The following is a 14,499-nucleotide window of genomic DNA, read 5'->3' as shown; positions in this document are numbered from 1 at the left end:
ACGCGGTTAACGGCGCAATGTACAGCATACAGTGGTACTGTACGGTTTGGAAGTCTGAAAAACCCATATTTTATAAGGCTTCCGGCCGTTCCGTTCACTTAATTTTCGCTGTTAATTTCATTGACAAAGGACTTGCCGCTTCGATAAAATATATGAGGATTGACAGGGGTATGTAAACCATGAATAAAAAGAACAGAAGGGATAATCCGCTGTTTGCCGCAGGATTGGTCGGCGCGCTCGGGTTGCAAGTCGCTGTATGTATCTTTTTAGGCTATTGGATCGGATCGTTGGCCGGAAGCCGCTTCGGCGGCGAGAAAGGATGGACGGTCGGAGGCATACTGGTCGGTCTGGCTGTCGGCATACTCTCAGCCATTCTGTTAGTCAAGAAGGTTATGGAGGAAACCGATGGATAAACTAATGAAGACGGCAGTCCGGACGCTTCTTTTTGTGATTGCAGCATGTCTGCTAGTTTGGGCTGTTTTGCCGGAATGGCGAATCGTCTCGCAAGGCTTGCTTTTGGGCGCTGCAGGCGGTTCCATGAATGCGTTTTTACTGAAGCGCCGCGTGGAACTTGTCACCATGAGCGCAGCCGGAGGCGGATCTCGCAAGATGGGGCTTGGACTCGGCAGCCGCATTGCAACGGTGCTGCTGGTCGCGATTATCGCCTATCGTTTTCCGGAAGAGTTCAGCATGCCAGCCGCGTTGGCCGGCTGTATGATCATGCCGTTTATTTTATTGGTTGCAGCGTTTATTCACAACAAACAGAAACATTAGCGGAAAGGGGTGAAATTTTACATGCATAAATTTCCCGTGTGGGAAGTCGGAGGCTTGCACATTGATATTTCGACCTTCGTTGCGATTACGGTTTCTGCGATCATAACGTTTGTACTCGCGGTGGCGGCCACCCGCAAGCTGTCGGTGGACAACCCGTCCAAACTTCAGAATTTTCTGGAGTGGGTCGTCGACTTCGTTCACGGCTTTATCGCGAGCACGATGCCGCTGAACCGTGTCAAACCTTTCCTATCGTTAGGAATGACGCTGATCATGTTCATCTTTATCTCCAACCTGCTCGGCTTGCCGTTCGGTATCGTAACGGATGTGCATCACGAATATCCGAGCCTGGGCATTACGAAGGAGCTGCTTGAGGAGCACGGCGGCCATGCGGAACTCGCATGGTGGAAGTCGCCGACTGCCGACCTTTCGGTTACGGCCGGTCTTGCGCTTATCGTATTCGTGCTCGTCCACTTCCTGGGGCTGAAGATGAATCGCAAGCATTATCTGAAACATTATTTTCATCCGTATCCGATTTTCTTCCCCGTCAACTTGATCGAGACGTTCTCGAAGCCGGTTACGCTTGCGCTCCGGTTGTTCGCGAACATTTACGCGGGCGAGGTGCTTATCGCGACCATTCTCATGCTGGGCTGGATCGGCACGCCGTTCCTGATCGCATGGCAAGGCTTCAGTATCTTCGTCGGCGCCATCCAGGCGTTCCTGTTCACGATGCTGACGATGGTGTACATCTCGCAGGCAGCGATTCACGACGAGGAAGAGCACCATTAATCGGCTTGACCGCAAGTATTGGGGTTCGTATTACAAATTAAAAACATATTTTGAGGAGGATTTTACAAATGGAAGTATTGGCAGCAGCATTGGCAGTAGGTTTGGGCGCAGTTGGCGCCGGCGTTGGTAACGGTCTGATCGTAAGCAAGACGGTTGAGGGCATCGCTCGTCAGCCGGAGCTCCAAAGCAAGCTCCAAACGACGATGTTCATCGGCGTTGGTATCGTCGAAGTCGTGCCGATCATCGGCGTCGTTATCGGCTTCCTTGCTTTCTTTAGCTAATTCGGCAGCATTTTAATCAACTGGCGGGGAAGGCCTAGCCCTCTTCGCCTTCGTTTTGATTGGGATATACTCACGGTGAGAAAGGAGTGGCTTCAATGGCATGGCATTGGGAATCGACGGTGTACGCGATCATCGCATTCGGCATTTTGTATTGGCTGCTTAACAAATATGCGTTCGGCCCGTTGTTTGCGGTCATGGAAAAACGCAGACAGCTCGTGCTGGAGCAGATGAATACGGCTGAAACGAGCCGCAAGCAAGCGGAGCAGTCGATGGAAGAGCAGAAGGCGGCGCTCGAGCAAGCTCGCAAAGAAGCTTACGCGATTATCGAGCAAGCCCGCGTGACGAGCACGAAGCAAGCGGAAGAAATCGTGCAGTCCGCAAAGAGCGAAGCTGCGCGTCTGAAAGAAGACGCTCTGAAGGATATCGACAGCGAGAAGAACAAGGCGATTGCGGCTCTCCGCAACGAAGTCGGCGGAATCTCCGTCAAAATCGCTTCCAAAATTATCGAGAAGCAAGTGGATGAGAAATCGCAGGAACAAATCATTGACCAATACCTGAAAGAGGTAGGAAGTAAATGAGCCGGGACAGGGTCGTAGCGAAGCGCTACGCGAAAGCGTTGTTTGAGCTTGCGCAGCAGCAGGGCGTCGTGACGGAAGTGGAGGAGCAACTGAAGCTTGTCGCGCACACGCTGAACCAGGATCCGGAAATCGAGAAATTCCTGCTGTTCCCTGGAATTGATGCGGAGAAGAAGATCGAAGCGCTGAAGGGCGCTATCGGCGACCGCTTGTCCGCACTCGTGCTCCATACGGTGGAACTGCTTATCGTTCGCGGGCGTCAAGACGTAATCGCAGACGTATATGAACATTACACGAAAATCGCCGGCGAAGCGCTGGGTCAAGCGCATGCCCTTATCTATTCGGCGAAGCCGCTGACGGTAAACGAGCTGGACGAAGTAACGGCCCAGTTCGAACGGGTAACCGGCAAAAAAATTATCGCGCAAACGGCCGTCGAGCCGTCGCTGCTTGGCGGCGTTCAAGTGCGCATCGGCGACCGCCTCTACGACGGAAGCCTCTCCGGCAAGCTCGAGCGCTTGCAAAAAGCTTTGAAATAACCAGTACGGTAGATAGGGGTGAGCGAATTGAGTATCAGACCTGATGAAATCAGCACGCTGATTAAACAGCAGATTGAACAATATAAATCCGAAATTCAAGTGGTGGACGTCGGTACCGTTATTCAAGTCGGCGACGGTATCGCCCGCGTGCACGGACTTGAGAACGCGATGTCGGGCGAATTGCTTGAATTCGCAAACGGCGTTGTCGGCATGGCCCTCAACCTGGAAGAAAGCAATGTCGGCGTCGTTATTCTTGGACCATACACGGAAATTCGCGAAGGCGACCAAGTGAAGCGCACCGGCCGCATTATGGAAGTGCCGGTCGGCGAAGAGATGCTCGGCCGCGTCGTTAACGCGCTTGGCCAGCCGATCGACGGCAAAGGCCCGATCAACACGACGCATTCCCGTCCGATCGAGTCCCAGGCTCCGGGCGTTATCGACCGTAAATCGGTTCACGAGCCGATGCAAACGGGTATCAAAGCAATCGACGCGATGGTTCCGATCGGCCGCGGCCAACGGGAGCTTATTATCGGCGACCGTCAAACGGGTAAAACGGCGATCGCGATCGACGCGATCATTAACCAAAAAGGCAACGGCGTAAAATGTATCTACGTTGCGATCGGTCAAAAGCAATCGACCGTTGCGAACGTTGTCGAAACGCTCCGCAAAAACGGCGCGCTCGACTACACGATCGTCGTGAACGCTTCGGCTTCCGAGCCGTCCCCGATGCTGTACATGGCTCCTTACGCCGGCGCGGCGATGGGCGAGTACTTCATGTACAAAGGCGAGCATGTCCTGATCATCTACGACGACCTGTCGAAGCAAGCTGCGGCATACCGCGAATTGTCCTTGCTGCTTCGCCGTCCTCCGGGCCGGGAAGCTTATCCGGGCGACGTATTCTACCTGCACTCCCGCCTGTTGGAGCGCGCGGCCAAGCTGAGTGACGAAAGAGGCGGCGGCTCGATGACCGCTCTGCCGTTCATTGAAACGCAAGCGTCGGACGTATCGGCTTACATCCCGACGAACGTTATCTCGATTACGGACGGACAGATCTTCCTGGAGTCCGACTTGTTCTACGCAGGTCAACGTCCGGCTATCAACGTCGGTATCTCCGTATCCCGCGTAGGCGGATCGGCGCAAATCAAAGCGATGAAAAAGGTTGCCGGCACGCTCCGTCTGGACCTTGCGGCATACCGCGAGCTTCAAGCGTTTACGCAGTTCGGCTCCGATCTCGATAAATCGACGCTTGCCCGTCTGAACCGCGGCGCGCGCACGATGGAAATTCTGAAGCAAGGCGTTAACCAGCCGATGCCGGTCGAGAAGCAAGTCATCTCGATCTACACGGCCGTTAAAGGCCACCTGGACGATATTCCGGTTGCGGACATCCTTCGCTTCGAGAAGGAATTCCTGTCGTACCTGGATTCGAACAAGCCGGAAATCGGCCAATCGATCCGCGACACGAAAGATATCACTCCGGAGAACGAAAAAGCGCTTATCGACGCGATCAACACGTTCAAGAAAAGCTTTGCCGTTACGGCTTAACAAGCTTTGAAAGAATTGCCTAACGCCCGTCCTGCAATATGAACGGGCGTAGGCGCTTAGTTCTACCAATACCAGGCTTTGGCGCCCCCAAAGCAACAAAGGCGGGTGAAATCCAGTGGCAAAAGGCATGCGTGAAATTAAGCGCGAAATTAAAAGCACGCAAAATACGAAGCAAATTACGAAAGCGATGGAAATGGTCGCGGCATCCAGGCTGAGAAAGGCTCAGGAAGCGGCCCAAGCGGCCCGCCCTTACGCGGATAAGCTGAAGGAAGTCGTAGCGAACATCGCAGCCGGAACGAAAGACGTCAAGCATCCGATGCTCGAGACGCGTCCGATCAAAAAGACGGGTTACCTCGTTATCACGTCGGACAAAGGGCTTGCCGGCGGCTATAACGCCAACGTTCTGAAGCTTGTTACCCAGATGATTCGCAAGAACCATGCATCGACCGACGAATACGCCATTTTCGTCATCGGACGGAAAGGCCGCGACTATTTCCGCCGGCGCAACATGCCGATCGTGGAAGAAGTGATCGGCCTTCCCGACAGCCCGACCTTCGCAGACATTCGTGCCGTGTCGTCCACAGCCGTGAACATGTTTGCGGACGGAAAATTCGACGAGCTTATCCTGTGCTACAACCAGTTCGTCAACGCGATTACTCAAGTGCCGGTGTCGAAACGTCTGCTGCCGCTCGAAGAGGTAGGCGGCAAGTCGGCCGTTACGAATTACGAATATGAGCCGTCGCCGGAGGGCGTGCTCGAAGTGCTGCTTCCGAAGTATGCGGAAACGCTCGTATACAGCGCTGTATTGGACGGAAAAGCAAGTGAGTTCGGCGCTCGTATGACCGCGATGGGCAGCGCGACGAAAAACGCGACGAAGATTATCGCCCAGAAGACGCTTGCGTACAACCGTGCCCGTCAGGCGTCGATTACGCAAGAAATTACCGAGATTGTTGCCGGCGCAAGCGCCCAAGCATAAAACCGGAACCCACTAGGCTTATGACCGTCCGGCACGGACGGGAGCCGGAGTTGTTTTGCGTTTCATTTAGAAGGTAACAGGAGGGAAAACCATGAAAAAAGGACGCGTTTTGTCGGTTCAAGGTCCGGTTGTCGACCTTGAATTCGAACGCGGCAATTTGCCGGAAATTTTGAACGCCGTCACAATTAATCATAAAGCCGCGGATGGCGGCGTCGACATCAACCTGACGCTTGAAGTAGCCGTTCATCTTGGCGACAATACCGTTCGCGCCGTAGCGATGAGCTCCACCGACGGTCTTGTTCGCGGCATGGAAGCCGTTGATACCGGCGCTCCAATCACGATTCCAGTAGGCGCTCCGACGCTGGGCCGCGTATTCAACGTGCTTGGCCAGCCGATCGACGAAGCGGGCGATGTCACTTCCGACATCAACCTTCCGATCCACCGCGAAGCTCCTGCATTCGAAGAGCTGTCCGTACAAGCGGAAATGCTGGAAACGGGCATTAAAGTTATCGACTTGCTTGCTCCTTACACCAAAGGCGGCAAAATCGGTCTGTTCGGCGGTGCCGGCGTAGGCAAAACGGTAACGATCCAGGAATTGATCAACAACATCGCCCAAGAGCACGGCGGTATTTCCGTATTCGCCGGCGTAGGCGAGCGTACCCGCGAAGGTAACGACTTGTACCATGAAATGAAGGACTCCGGCGTATTGCCGAAGACCGCGATGGTATTCGGCCAAATGAACGAGCCGCCTGGCGCGCGTCTTCGCGTTGCGTTGACGGGTCTGACGATGGCGGAATACTTCCGCGATACGGAAGGCCGCGACGTGCTTCTGTTCGTCGACAACATCTTCCGCTTCACGCAAGCGGGTTCCGAAGTATCCGCCCTGCTCGGCCGCATGCCGTCGGCCGTAGGTTACCAGCCTACGCTCGCAACGGAAATGGGTCAGCTGCAAGAGCGCATTACGTCGACCAAAAAAGGTTCGGTTACGTCGATCCAAGCGATCTACGTTCCTGCCGACGACTACACCGACCCGGCTCCTGCTACGACGTTCGCCCACTTGGACGCAACGACGAACCTGGAGCGTAAAATTTCCGAGATGGGTATCTTCCCTGCGGTTGACCCGCTCGCTTCGTCCTCGCGCATTCTGTCGCCGGACATTCTCGGCGAAGAGCATTACAATGTCGCGCAAGGCGTTAAGAAAATTTTGCAACGCTATAAAGAACTTCAAGATATTATCGCCATCCTGGGTATGGACGAATTGAGCGAAGAAGACAAGCTTACGGTTGCTCGCGCTCGCAGAATTCAACTGTTCCTGTCCCAGCCGTTCCACGTTGCAGAGCCGTTCACGGGCAACAAAGGCATCTATGTGCCGGTTAAGGACACGGTTCGCAGCTTCAAGGAAATTCTCGAGGGCAAACATGATGACCTGCCGGAAGAAGCATTCCGTTATGTAGGTACGATTGAACAAGCCGTGGAGAAAGCCAAAACGCTAGTGTAGTGAAAGGCGGGAGGAATCCACATGAGCACTTTTCTAGTTGAGATCGTAACGCCGGAGCGCAAAGTATATGCGGAAACGGCCAATATGGTCAGCGTGAAAGGCTCGGAAGGCGAGCTCGGCATCCTGCCGAACCACGTACCGTTTGTGACTACGCTACGTATTGCCCCAGTCGTGATCAAACGCGACGGCAAACAAGATGTCATTGCCGTTCACGGCGGTTTCATCGAAGTGCGTAAAGACAAGGTAGTCATTCTCGCGGAATTGGCGGAAACGGCAAGCGACATCGACGTAGAGCGCGCGCGCCAAGCCAAAGAACGGGCAGAGCAGCGTCTCGCCCAAAAACGCGACGACATCGACTACCGCCGTGCAGAGCTTGCTCTGCAACGCGCGTTAAACCGCATTAACGCAAAAGGTTTGTAAACAGCATCGACAACACAACCAAGGGAACACCGTAATTTGTCCCGCTTCGGCGGGCAAATGCGGTGTTTTTTTGTTGCCATGAAAGCTTTATATAAAGCGGTTCGCCCTTTGACAGGACGAGTAGAAGCCGTTTCAGCGTGCGTCAGACGGGACTTGCTCACATGCGCAAGGCGTTTACGGTTAAGGCGCTGCCTTGGTATAATGACGGAAAGAGTTGGAAGATGCAGGGGAAAGGAAGGAGCATCGATGGTCGAGATCCATACGCATATATTGCCGGGAATTGACGACGGGGCTTCGGACTGGGAGACGTCCGTTCAACTGGCCCGATCCGCCGCCGAGCAAGGGGTGACCGATATCATCGCAACGCCTCATCATCGCACGAACCGGTTTATGAATCCGGCCGCGGAGGTCGTTTCGTTGACGGGCAAGCTGAATGCCCGTTTGGAAGCCGAAGGCGTTCCGGTTAATGTCCATCCGGGACAAGAGGTGCATGTCCACCGGGAGCTGCTGAGCAACTGGCAGAACGGCGAACTTCTTTCTCTTGCCGGAGGGCCGTACATGCTGCTTGAAATGCCGCATGGCCATGTGCCGGATTATATGGAATCGATCGTTTACGAACTGCAGCTAGCCGGCGTATGCGCGGTTATACCCCACCCGGAGCGGAACGCCGAAGTCGCCCGCGATCCGGACAAGCTGGTGCGGCTTGTAGAGCTGGGCGCATTGGCGCAGGTGACGAGCGCCTCGTTGCTCGGAGGATACGGCAAAGGCGTCGAGCGGTTATCGTGGCAGCTGTGCAGGCAAGGACTTATTCATTTTGTCTCGTCGGACGCCCATCATCCGGAACGGCGGGGGGTCTGCCTTGCGGAGGCTTATGCCCGCGTCGAACAAACATTGGGCGCCGAGTGGGCGGGCTATTATCGCTCGAATGCGGCCGCCTTGCTGGCGGGTTCGGAAATTCAAGACGCCCCTCTCCCTGTTGCAACACGCCCTTCGGGATGGAAACGTCTGCGGAGACTGTTCATCCGATAATTATGTCCGCCAAAAGAATAGAATCTTACATTGCAAGCTGCGGGGTCGCATCGTTCAAATGCCCTGCAGCTTGTTTTTTCGTCTTGATTCGTCAATTTTTTTCATTTTTTAACATTTTATATAGGTAGATTGTTATTTATATGTTAGTATAGTTGATATATACATAAAAATTCGGATAGGAGGAGAGGCCTATGTTTGATTGGCTAGGTTTCAAAAAAGGACTTCCGCTCTACAGGTCATGGCGTATGAACCGGGAGTTAAAGACGGACATAGAGCAAATATTCGAGGGTATTGCGGATACACGCAAGGAGCTTCTGGCCGATTGGGCCAACGAATATTGGGGCCATATGGAGAGGCTTGCCGATCTTGTCGCTGCCGAGCTGCCTTCCGCCAACGACGGCCGGAATGGAGCTCCCGGGGCCGAAAGCGTCGCCGTGCTGCTGGAGAAAGCCTATGATAGAGCAGACGACTTTACGGAACTTTTCCTCCTTGACGCCAAACATACCGTTACCTTCTCGACCTTTGCCGGGCATGTCGGCGCCTCCTACGGCGATGGAACGCTTCTGCACCCGGGCATCGAGTACTGCCGGAAGGCGGGGAGCGGAAGCCGTTACGCCAAATGCCTGTTCGGTCCTTACGGCGATCCGGTCACGCTTGCGCTGGGACCAAGAACATCATCCTTTCACGATAAAATGACGATTCTGTTCATGCACCCTCTGACGGTCCAAGGCCAATATGCCGGCATGCTGTGCGGAAGAGTGCCCAACGACGTGCTCGGCGATCTGATCCAACGCGAATCCGGGCATGTCTATCCCGATTCCGGCGACAACTACCTATTTATGGCGAAGCCCTCGCTTCTTACGCATATCGCGCCGGGCACGGCTTTGTCCCGCAGCCGTTTCGAAGACCGGACGTTCACCCATGGCGAGAATTTGAAGGACGGCGTAACGACGGATTGGGGAATCGTATCGGTCAAGGAGCATACCGAGCTGGAAATTATTTTTACCGACCCGGCTACCGGGCAGCTGCATCCGGGAGTGGCCAACACGATTAAGAACGGAAGCAATCTGTTCGTGGAATTCCCCGGCTACTCCGATTACCGCCATATTCCCGTCATCGGCAAGGGAGTGACGTTCCAGCTGCCTCATTGCCCGGACGTATGGGGCATGATGTGCGAAGGCGATCTGGAGGAAGTGTACCGGGTACGCAGCATCGGCCGCCGAATGTCCAGGATACAGCTATGGTCGTCGGCCGTTGTCGCCGTGCTTGTGGCGGGGTTAAGTTACGCGCTGGGCGGGGTGGCGTCGCCAGGGATAACCGCCGCTGCGGTCGGCGTCTTTGCGTTTATGTCCGCGGCGTTATTGACCGGAGGGCTGCAGCGCAAGGAATCCCGGCGGGTTGTCGACAAGCTGCACAGCTTGAACCGGTTTATCCGCATCAATGCGGAGGGGAAAGGGGATTTGACGCAGCGCATACCGCTTTCTTCCTTCGACAACGACGAAACGAAGGAATTGGCGAAATGGATCAACAACATGATCGATTCGCTGGAGTGCATTATGCTGAAAGTGAAGGCGGCGGCAGAAGACGTCATGGCCAGCCAGCTCTCGTTAGGACAGTCCGCCGGCGATACGGCCCGGACGACGGAGGAGGTTCACGCCACCATCAGCAGCATGATCGGCGGCATTCTGACGCAGCTGCAGGATATCGATACGGCGAAGGACGCCGCCGCCGATATGCGCAAGACGCTGCGGGAGATGGAACGGCAGGCGGAGGAGCAAATAACGGTAGCGCAAACCGAAGTCGAACGGATCGGAGACAAAATGGAGCACATCTCGCAGCGTGTAGAAGAAACAAACGGCACGATCCGAAGCTTCGTAAGCACGGTGGAAGATATTCGCGGGGTTATGCAGGTCATCGAGGAAATATCGGCTCAGACGCATCTGCTGGCGCTTAACGCTTCGATCGAAGCGGCGCGGGTCGGCGAACAGGGAAGAGGCTTCGCCGTGGTGGCCTCGGAAATTCGCAAATTGTCCGAAATGACGCGTAAGCAAGCGGAGGAAGTGCAGCAAATTACGCTGCATATTTATGAAGGCGCCAAACAGGCGTTTTCCTCGATGGAGACAGGCACCCGGGTCGTCGAGGAAGGCACGGAGCTTGTCCATGCCGCCCGAAGGACGCTTCAAGCTGCGGGAGCGGATCGCTTGCGCAAAACGCAGGTGGTGGACGGCATGGTCGATTTGATGGAGCGGATTGCGGAAGTGAGCATGTCGAACCGTCAAGCGTCGGCCGGCGTCGAGAGCAATATGCAGCAGCTGGCCGCCGCTATGGAGAATGTCCGGCATACGTCGCACAACGTCGGGACGATTACCGGCTTGCTGCAGCAAATGGTCGGGCAGTTTAAGCTTACGGAATCGCGTCTCCGTTAATGGCAGCCGGGCAGCCGCGTCACGCGCTTTGAACCTGGCGCAGACGAAGCGCTTCTCGAAAAAGCCCGAACGATGTTAGGCCAACCGGAACGATCCGGTTGGCTTTTTTTCAGTCCCCGTCAATCGGCTCGTCATTTTCCCCGAAACGGTACCGTTAACGGACCAGGACGGCGCAAGTCGATTCGTTCTGTCTCGGCCGATTGCGATTTTGACAGAAACTTTATCGCGCTTTATGCGTCCAATAGTAGGGACAGAAAGCATAGGATTAGATGAAACGCAGCATATGCGTCAATATAAACGGCTATTTTCCGCTTTTTTTTAGGATCTGGCATTTGCTCTACAGTATAGGCGGTCATAGAGGAGGTGAGCGAGCCTATGGATCTGTTTGCGCGGTTTGCCTGGGTGATTCCGGTTTTCCCGCTGCTTGCGTTCCTCGTTCAGCTGGCGCTGGGCAGAGGTTTCCGCAAGGGGGGAATGTGGGTCGGATGCGTCGGCTCGCTGCTGTCGTTTGTCATGTCCTTGCTGGTCGGAATCGGGCGGCTGCAGCCGAATGCGGAGGATTACAGCGGCAGCTTCGATTGGATACGCCTTGGCGAATATTCGCTGCAGGTCAGGTACGAAGTGACGAATATGACGGCCGCTTTGCTCGCCGCCGCGGCTTTGCTTGGCTTTGCGGCTTATTTGTCCGCTTCCTTCGGAAAGGGCGAAGACGACCGGACAACGGTATTGTTCAGCTACCTGTCGTTGTTCCAATTCGCTTTGCTGGGCTTATTGCTGTCCGGCGATCTTTTGACGTTGTTTTTATTTTGGGAAATGGCGGGAGCGGGAGCGTTTTTGCTGATCGGTTATTATTATGGCGACAATACGGCCGTCGGGGCCGCCAAGCGGATGTTTATGACGACAAGGCTCGGGAGCGCCGCGCTGCTGCTTGCGATCGTTACGTTGTTTTGGCGCTTGCCGGACCATTTGCTTGATTTTGCATCGATGCACAACGCCCTTCAGGCGGGAACGGAATCGATCGGGCGCGGAACGGCGGAATGGATTGCGCTGCTTGTCCTTGCCGCCGGTGCAGCGCAAGGCGCCTTGATTCCGTTCTATCGATGGAGCATAGAGGCTGCGGAAGAGCGCTCGTTCGCGGCGTTTTTGCCTGTCGCCGCACTGCCGGCAGCCGCCGTATTCCTCGTTTCCCGGCTTTACGATTTGTTCGGGGCCGCGGAATCGGCCATGCAGGCGGCTGCGGTGCTCGGAGGGGCGACGGCGCTCGCGGCCGCCGCTTTTGCCTTGGCGCAGCGGGAGCCGTTGAAGGCTGTGGCGCATCTGTCCGTAAGTCAGACGGGGCTTGCATTTATGGCGTTTGGCTTCGGTTCGGTTACCGGAGCGATCTTCATGGCCGGTACGAACATCTTGACGATCGCCTGGATGCGGGCTGCCGTTCTGCGAAGCGGTACCGGCCGGACGCAGGCATGGCTGACCGCTGCAGCCGCGCTTGCTCTGGCAGGGTTTCCGCCGTTTGTCGGCTACTGGTCTTCGTCGGCGGCACTAAAGGCGGCATTCGCTTATTCGCCGGCATGGTATGCGGTTGCGGTCGCCGCGATGCTCCTGAAAGCCGCAGCCGCCGTCCGGGCCGGGTACGGCGCCCGTCAAGCGGCTCTTCGAGGGAACGGGAGCGGAAAGATGTCCGTTCCGTTTAGCGCGATCGTAGTGCCTGCCGTTCTGTGTACGGCGGCCGGTCTCGTCGAGACGCCGTGGAACGGCTGGTTGTCCGTTTGGCTGACGGGCGCGGAACCGGCGGCCGGCGGCAACGCAGCTGCCGCGGCGGGCGTATGGCTCTCCATCCTGGCCGGCATACTGCTGGGGAGTCTTGCACACCGCCGCTCTTCCGCCGGGCCGGCCGGGGAAGCCCCGAAGCCATTGATGGTCCGGCTGCTTCAGCAGGAGATGTATATCCCGAAGCTTTGCCGCAAATTCCCGCAAGCTTCGCTGCGGGCCTTAGGCAAAGCCGTTCAGGCCTTTGACGACTTTTTGGTCGGAAGGAGGCAGCCGTAATGCTTCAGCAATTGCCTGTTTTATCGATGATTATATTTGCTCCTTTGCTCGGATTGCTTGCCGTGCTTTTGGTGCCGAAGGACAAGGGACGCTTGCTGCAAGCGGTCTCCGTTACAGCAGCGCTCATACCGCTCCTTCTCTCTTTATCGTTATACGGAAGCTATAGCGTCAATCCCGACGGCTCATTGTACGAAGAGAACGTTCGCTGGGGCGAATTCACGCTTCCGGCGGGGGGAGCCGAACAGGAGGAAGGGAGCGCGCTGACGCTACTCTTACAATATCAGGTCGGCGTTGACGGGTTGTCTCTACCGCTTTCCGTGACGGTATCGCTTGCCGCCGCGATGGCGGCTTTAGCCTCCGTTTATATCAAAAAGCGGAGAAAAGCGTATTACGGCTGGCTGCTTCTTCTGGAATGCGGCTTGCTTGGCGCGCTTCTGGCGAAGGATTTGCTGCTGCTGTTTGCATTTGCCCAAACCGTGCTGGCAGCGATGACGTTTCTGGTCGGAATATGGGGCGGCGACGGCAAGGAGAAGGCCGCCGGGAATTGGCTTCTCGTAAACGGGATAAGCTCCGTTCTTCTGCTGGCCGCTCTCCTGCTTCTTGTTTACTCGGCGGGTCATGGGCCGGAGGGAGGCGCGGGCCGGATCTTTTCCGCCGGCTACGAGCAGCTGCCGGGATTGGCGGAACCCGGGCGTACGGGCGAATCGGCGGCTTCCGGCAGCACGGCCGATTTTCTAACGAGTAACGGGTGGGTCCTCCGATGTTTGCTGCTGTTGGCCTTTGGCCTCCGGATCGGGTTGTTTCCGTTCCATGCCTGGCTGGTGAAGGCTTGCGCGGCGGCGCCGGCTCCGGTCGCCATGCTGCTCGGCGGCGGGGCCGTGCCCGTCGGAGCTTACGGGCTCATTCGGCTATGCTTCGAGGCGTTCCCGGAGCAAGCGAAAGAGCTAAGCTGGATCATCGGGCTCATCGGCGTAATCAATTGGCTGTACGGGGCCGTGCTTGCCTGCCGGCAGCAATGCTTGCGCATGTTAATCGCCTATTTGACGATTAGCCAATCCGGCATGGTACTGATGGGACTGGCGGCCGGCAATGAGACGGGCGTAACGGGCGCCGCGTTCCAGACCGTTTCCGGCGGCTTGATCGTTTCTCTGCTGTGGCTGGTGGCGGGCGCCGTTGAGGAGAGGACGGGAACCGCAAAGCTGCCGGAGCTCGGCGGGCTTGCCCGGCCGATGCCTTTTCTGAGCGGGGCGTATATTGCGGGGGCGTTCGCCATGCTGGGGCTTCCCGGCTTGTCCGGTTTTATAGGCTCGTTGTTTACGATGCTGGGCTTAATGGAGAACATGCCCGGACTTGCGATTGCGGCTTGCGTCGGGTTTATCCCCATTGCGGCGGCATTGTTGCGGGGCGCAACGCGTGCCATGTACGGGCCGGTCTCGGACCGGTACTCGGGCGTTCGCGACGCGCGGTTGATCGAAGCGGTACCGGTTATTGTGCTGCTTGCGTTTATCGTCTTGCTCGGTTGTTATCCGTCGATTGTAACCGATATGCTGCTATCCGGCTCCGCCGATTGGGATCGGTCTTTATTAACGGCAGGGATAGGGGGATAACGG

The 14,499-nt window shown here is 56.2% G+C and carries 14 protein-coding genes; all 14 read left to right on the top strand.

Going from position 1 to position 14,499, the window contains the following annotated elements:
• Positions 1-179: 179 nt before the first annotated feature.
• The 14 genes from ACFSW5_RS24520 (at position 180) to ACFSW5_RS24455 (ending at position 14,496) form a co-directional block, all read left to right on the top strand.
• Positions 180-413 (top strand): AtpZ/AtpI family protein, encoded by a 234-nt coding sequence (locus ACFSW5_RS24520; protein ID WP_379279373.1) that lies wholly within the window; start codon positions 180-182, stop codon positions 411-413.
• Between the two features lie 4 nt (positions 414-417).
• Positions 418-774, top strand: coding sequence for an ATP synthase subunit I (locus ACFSW5_RS24515; RefSeq protein ID WP_379279371.1), 357 nt, complete (start codon positions 418-420; stop codon positions 772-774).
• A 21-nt stretch (positions 775-795) separates the two neighbouring features.
• Entirely contained in the window at positions 796-1,560 is a 765-nt protein-coding gene (atpB, locus tag ACFSW5_RS24510; RefSeq protein WP_379279369.1) for a F0F1 ATP synthase subunit A, read from the top strand.
• A gap of 68 nt (positions 1,561-1,628) precedes the next feature.
• Entirely contained in the window at positions 1,629-1,841 is a 213-nt protein-coding gene (gene atpE / locus ACFSW5_RS24505; protein WP_379279366.1) for a F0F1 ATP synthase subunit C, read from the top strand.
• 95 nt (positions 1,842-1,936) lie between these two features.
• On the top strand, positions 1,937-2,419 hold the full coding sequence (gene atpF, locus ACFSW5_RS24500) for a F0F1 ATP synthase subunit B (RefSeq protein WP_379279363.1): 483 nt from the start codon (positions 1,937-1,939) through the stop codon (positions 2,417-2,419).
• The gene (locus ACFSW5_RS24495; protein WP_379279361.1) at positions 2,416-2,952 is read left to right on the top strand and encodes a F0F1 ATP synthase subunit delta; all 537 of its coding nucleotides are present in this window, start codon (positions 2,416-2,418) and stop codon (positions 2,950-2,952) included. The genes atpF and ACFSW5_RS24495 overlap by 4 nt, the downstream gene beginning before the upstream one ends.
• Before the next feature lie 27 nt (positions 2,953-2,979).
• A complete protein-coding gene (gene atpA / locus ACFSW5_RS24490; protein WP_379279358.1) occupies positions 2,980-4,494 on the top strand; it encodes a F0F1 ATP synthase subunit alpha in 1,515 nt (504 codons plus the stop codon).
• Between the two features lie 115 nt (positions 4,495-4,609).
• Positions 4,610-5,470, top strand: coding sequence for an ATP synthase F1 subunit gamma (atpG, locus tag ACFSW5_RS24485; RefSeq protein ID WP_379279355.1), 861 nt, complete (start codon positions 4,610-4,612; stop codon positions 5,468-5,470).
• Between the two features lie 91 nt (positions 5,471-5,561).
• Positions 5,562-6,968, top strand: a complete 1,407-nt coding sequence (gene atpD / locus ACFSW5_RS24480; protein ID WP_379279353.1) for a F0F1 ATP synthase subunit beta — start codon at positions 5,562-5,564, stop codon at positions 6,966-6,968.
• 21 nt (positions 6,969-6,989) lie between these two features.
• Positions 6,990-7,388: a F0F1 ATP synthase subunit epsilon gene (locus ACFSW5_RS24475; protein WP_379279350.1), complete on the top strand. Its 399-nt coding sequence runs from the start codon at positions 6,990-6,992 to the stop codon at positions 7,386-7,388.
• Positions 7,389-7,634: 246 nt separating this feature from the next.
• A complete protein-coding gene (locus ACFSW5_RS24470; protein ID WP_379279347.1) occupies positions 7,635-8,417 on the top strand; it encodes a tyrosine-protein phosphatase in 783 nt (260 codons plus the stop codon).
• A gap of 191 nt (positions 8,418-8,608) precedes the next feature.
• Positions 8,609-10,843, top strand: coding sequence for a methyl-accepting chemotaxis protein (locus ACFSW5_RS24465; RefSeq protein WP_379279344.1), 2,235 nt, complete (start codon positions 8,609-8,611; stop codon positions 10,841-10,843).
• A 375-nt stretch (positions 10,844-11,218) separates the two neighbouring features.
• Positions 11,219-12,889, top strand: a complete 1,671-nt coding sequence (locus ACFSW5_RS24460; protein ID WP_379279342.1) for a proton-conducting transporter transmembrane domain-containing protein — start codon at positions 11,219-11,221, stop codon at positions 12,887-12,889.
• A complete protein-coding gene (locus ACFSW5_RS24455) occupies positions 12,889-14,496 on the top strand; it encodes a complex I subunit 4 family protein (protein ID WP_379279339.1) in 1,608 nt (535 codons plus the stop codon). The genes ACFSW5_RS24460 and ACFSW5_RS24455 overlap by 1 nt, the downstream gene beginning before the upstream one ends.
• Positions 14,497-14,499 lie beyond the last annotated feature (3 nt).

This window comes from Paenibacillus thailandensis (assembly GCF_042685365.1).
In the GTDB taxonomy this organism is placed as follows: domain Bacteria; phylum Bacillota; class Bacilli; order Paenibacillales; family Paenibacillaceae; genus Paenibacillus_AP; species Paenibacillus_AP thailandensis.
This window is presented reverse-complemented; position numbering and strand designations above follow the sequence as displayed.

What these genes read in the sequence shown, in the direction of transcription:
- ACFSW5_RS24455 (WP_379279339.1), top strand. Translation starts at nt 12,889, where the DNA reads ATGCTTCAGCAATTGCCTGTTTTATCGATGATTATATTTGCTCCTTTG.
- ACFSW5_RS24460 (WP_379279342.1), top strand. Translation starts at nt 11,219, where the DNA reads ATGGATCTGTTTGCGCGGTTTGCCTGGGTGATTCCGGTTTTCCCGCTG.
- ACFSW5_RS24515 (WP_379279371.1), top strand. Translation starts at nt 418, where the DNA reads ATGAAGACGGCAGTCCGGACGCTTCTTTTTGTGATTGCAGCATGTCTG.
- atpF (WP_379279363.1), top strand. Translation starts at nt 1,937, where the DNA reads ATGGCATGGCATTGGGAATCGACGGTGTACGCGATCATCGCATTCGGC.
- atpE (WP_379279366.1), top strand. Translation starts at nt 1,629, where the DNA reads ATGGAAGTATTGGCAGCAGCATTGGCAGTAGGTTTGGGCGCAGTTGGC.
- ACFSW5_RS24470 (WP_379279347.1), top strand. Translation starts at nt 7,635, where the DNA reads ATGGTCGAGATCCATACGCATATATTGCCGGGAATTGACGACGGGGCT.
- ACFSW5_RS24465 (WP_379279344.1), top strand. Translation starts at nt 8,609, where the DNA reads ATGTTTGATTGGCTAGGTTTCAAAAAAGGACTTCCGCTCTACAGGTCA.
- ACFSW5_RS24475 (WP_379279350.1), top strand. Translation starts at nt 6,990, where the DNA reads ATGAGCACTTTTCTAGTTGAGATCGTAACGCCGGAGCGCAAAGTATAT.
- atpB (WP_379279369.1), top strand. Translation starts at nt 796, where the DNA reads ATGCATAAATTTCCCGTGTGGGAAGTCGGAGGCTTGCACATTGATATT.
- ACFSW5_RS24520 (WP_379279373.1), top strand. Translation starts at nt 180, where the DNA reads ATGAATAAAAAGAACAGAAGGGATAATCCGCTGTTTGCCGCAGGATTG.
- ACFSW5_RS24495 (WP_379279361.1), top strand. Translation starts at nt 2,416, where the DNA reads ATGAGCCGGGACAGGGTCGTAGCGAAGCGCTACGCGAAAGCGTTGTTT.
- atpD (WP_379279353.1), top strand. Translation starts at nt 5,562, where the DNA reads ATGAAAAAAGGACGCGTTTTGTCGGTTCAAGGTCCGGTTGTCGACCTT.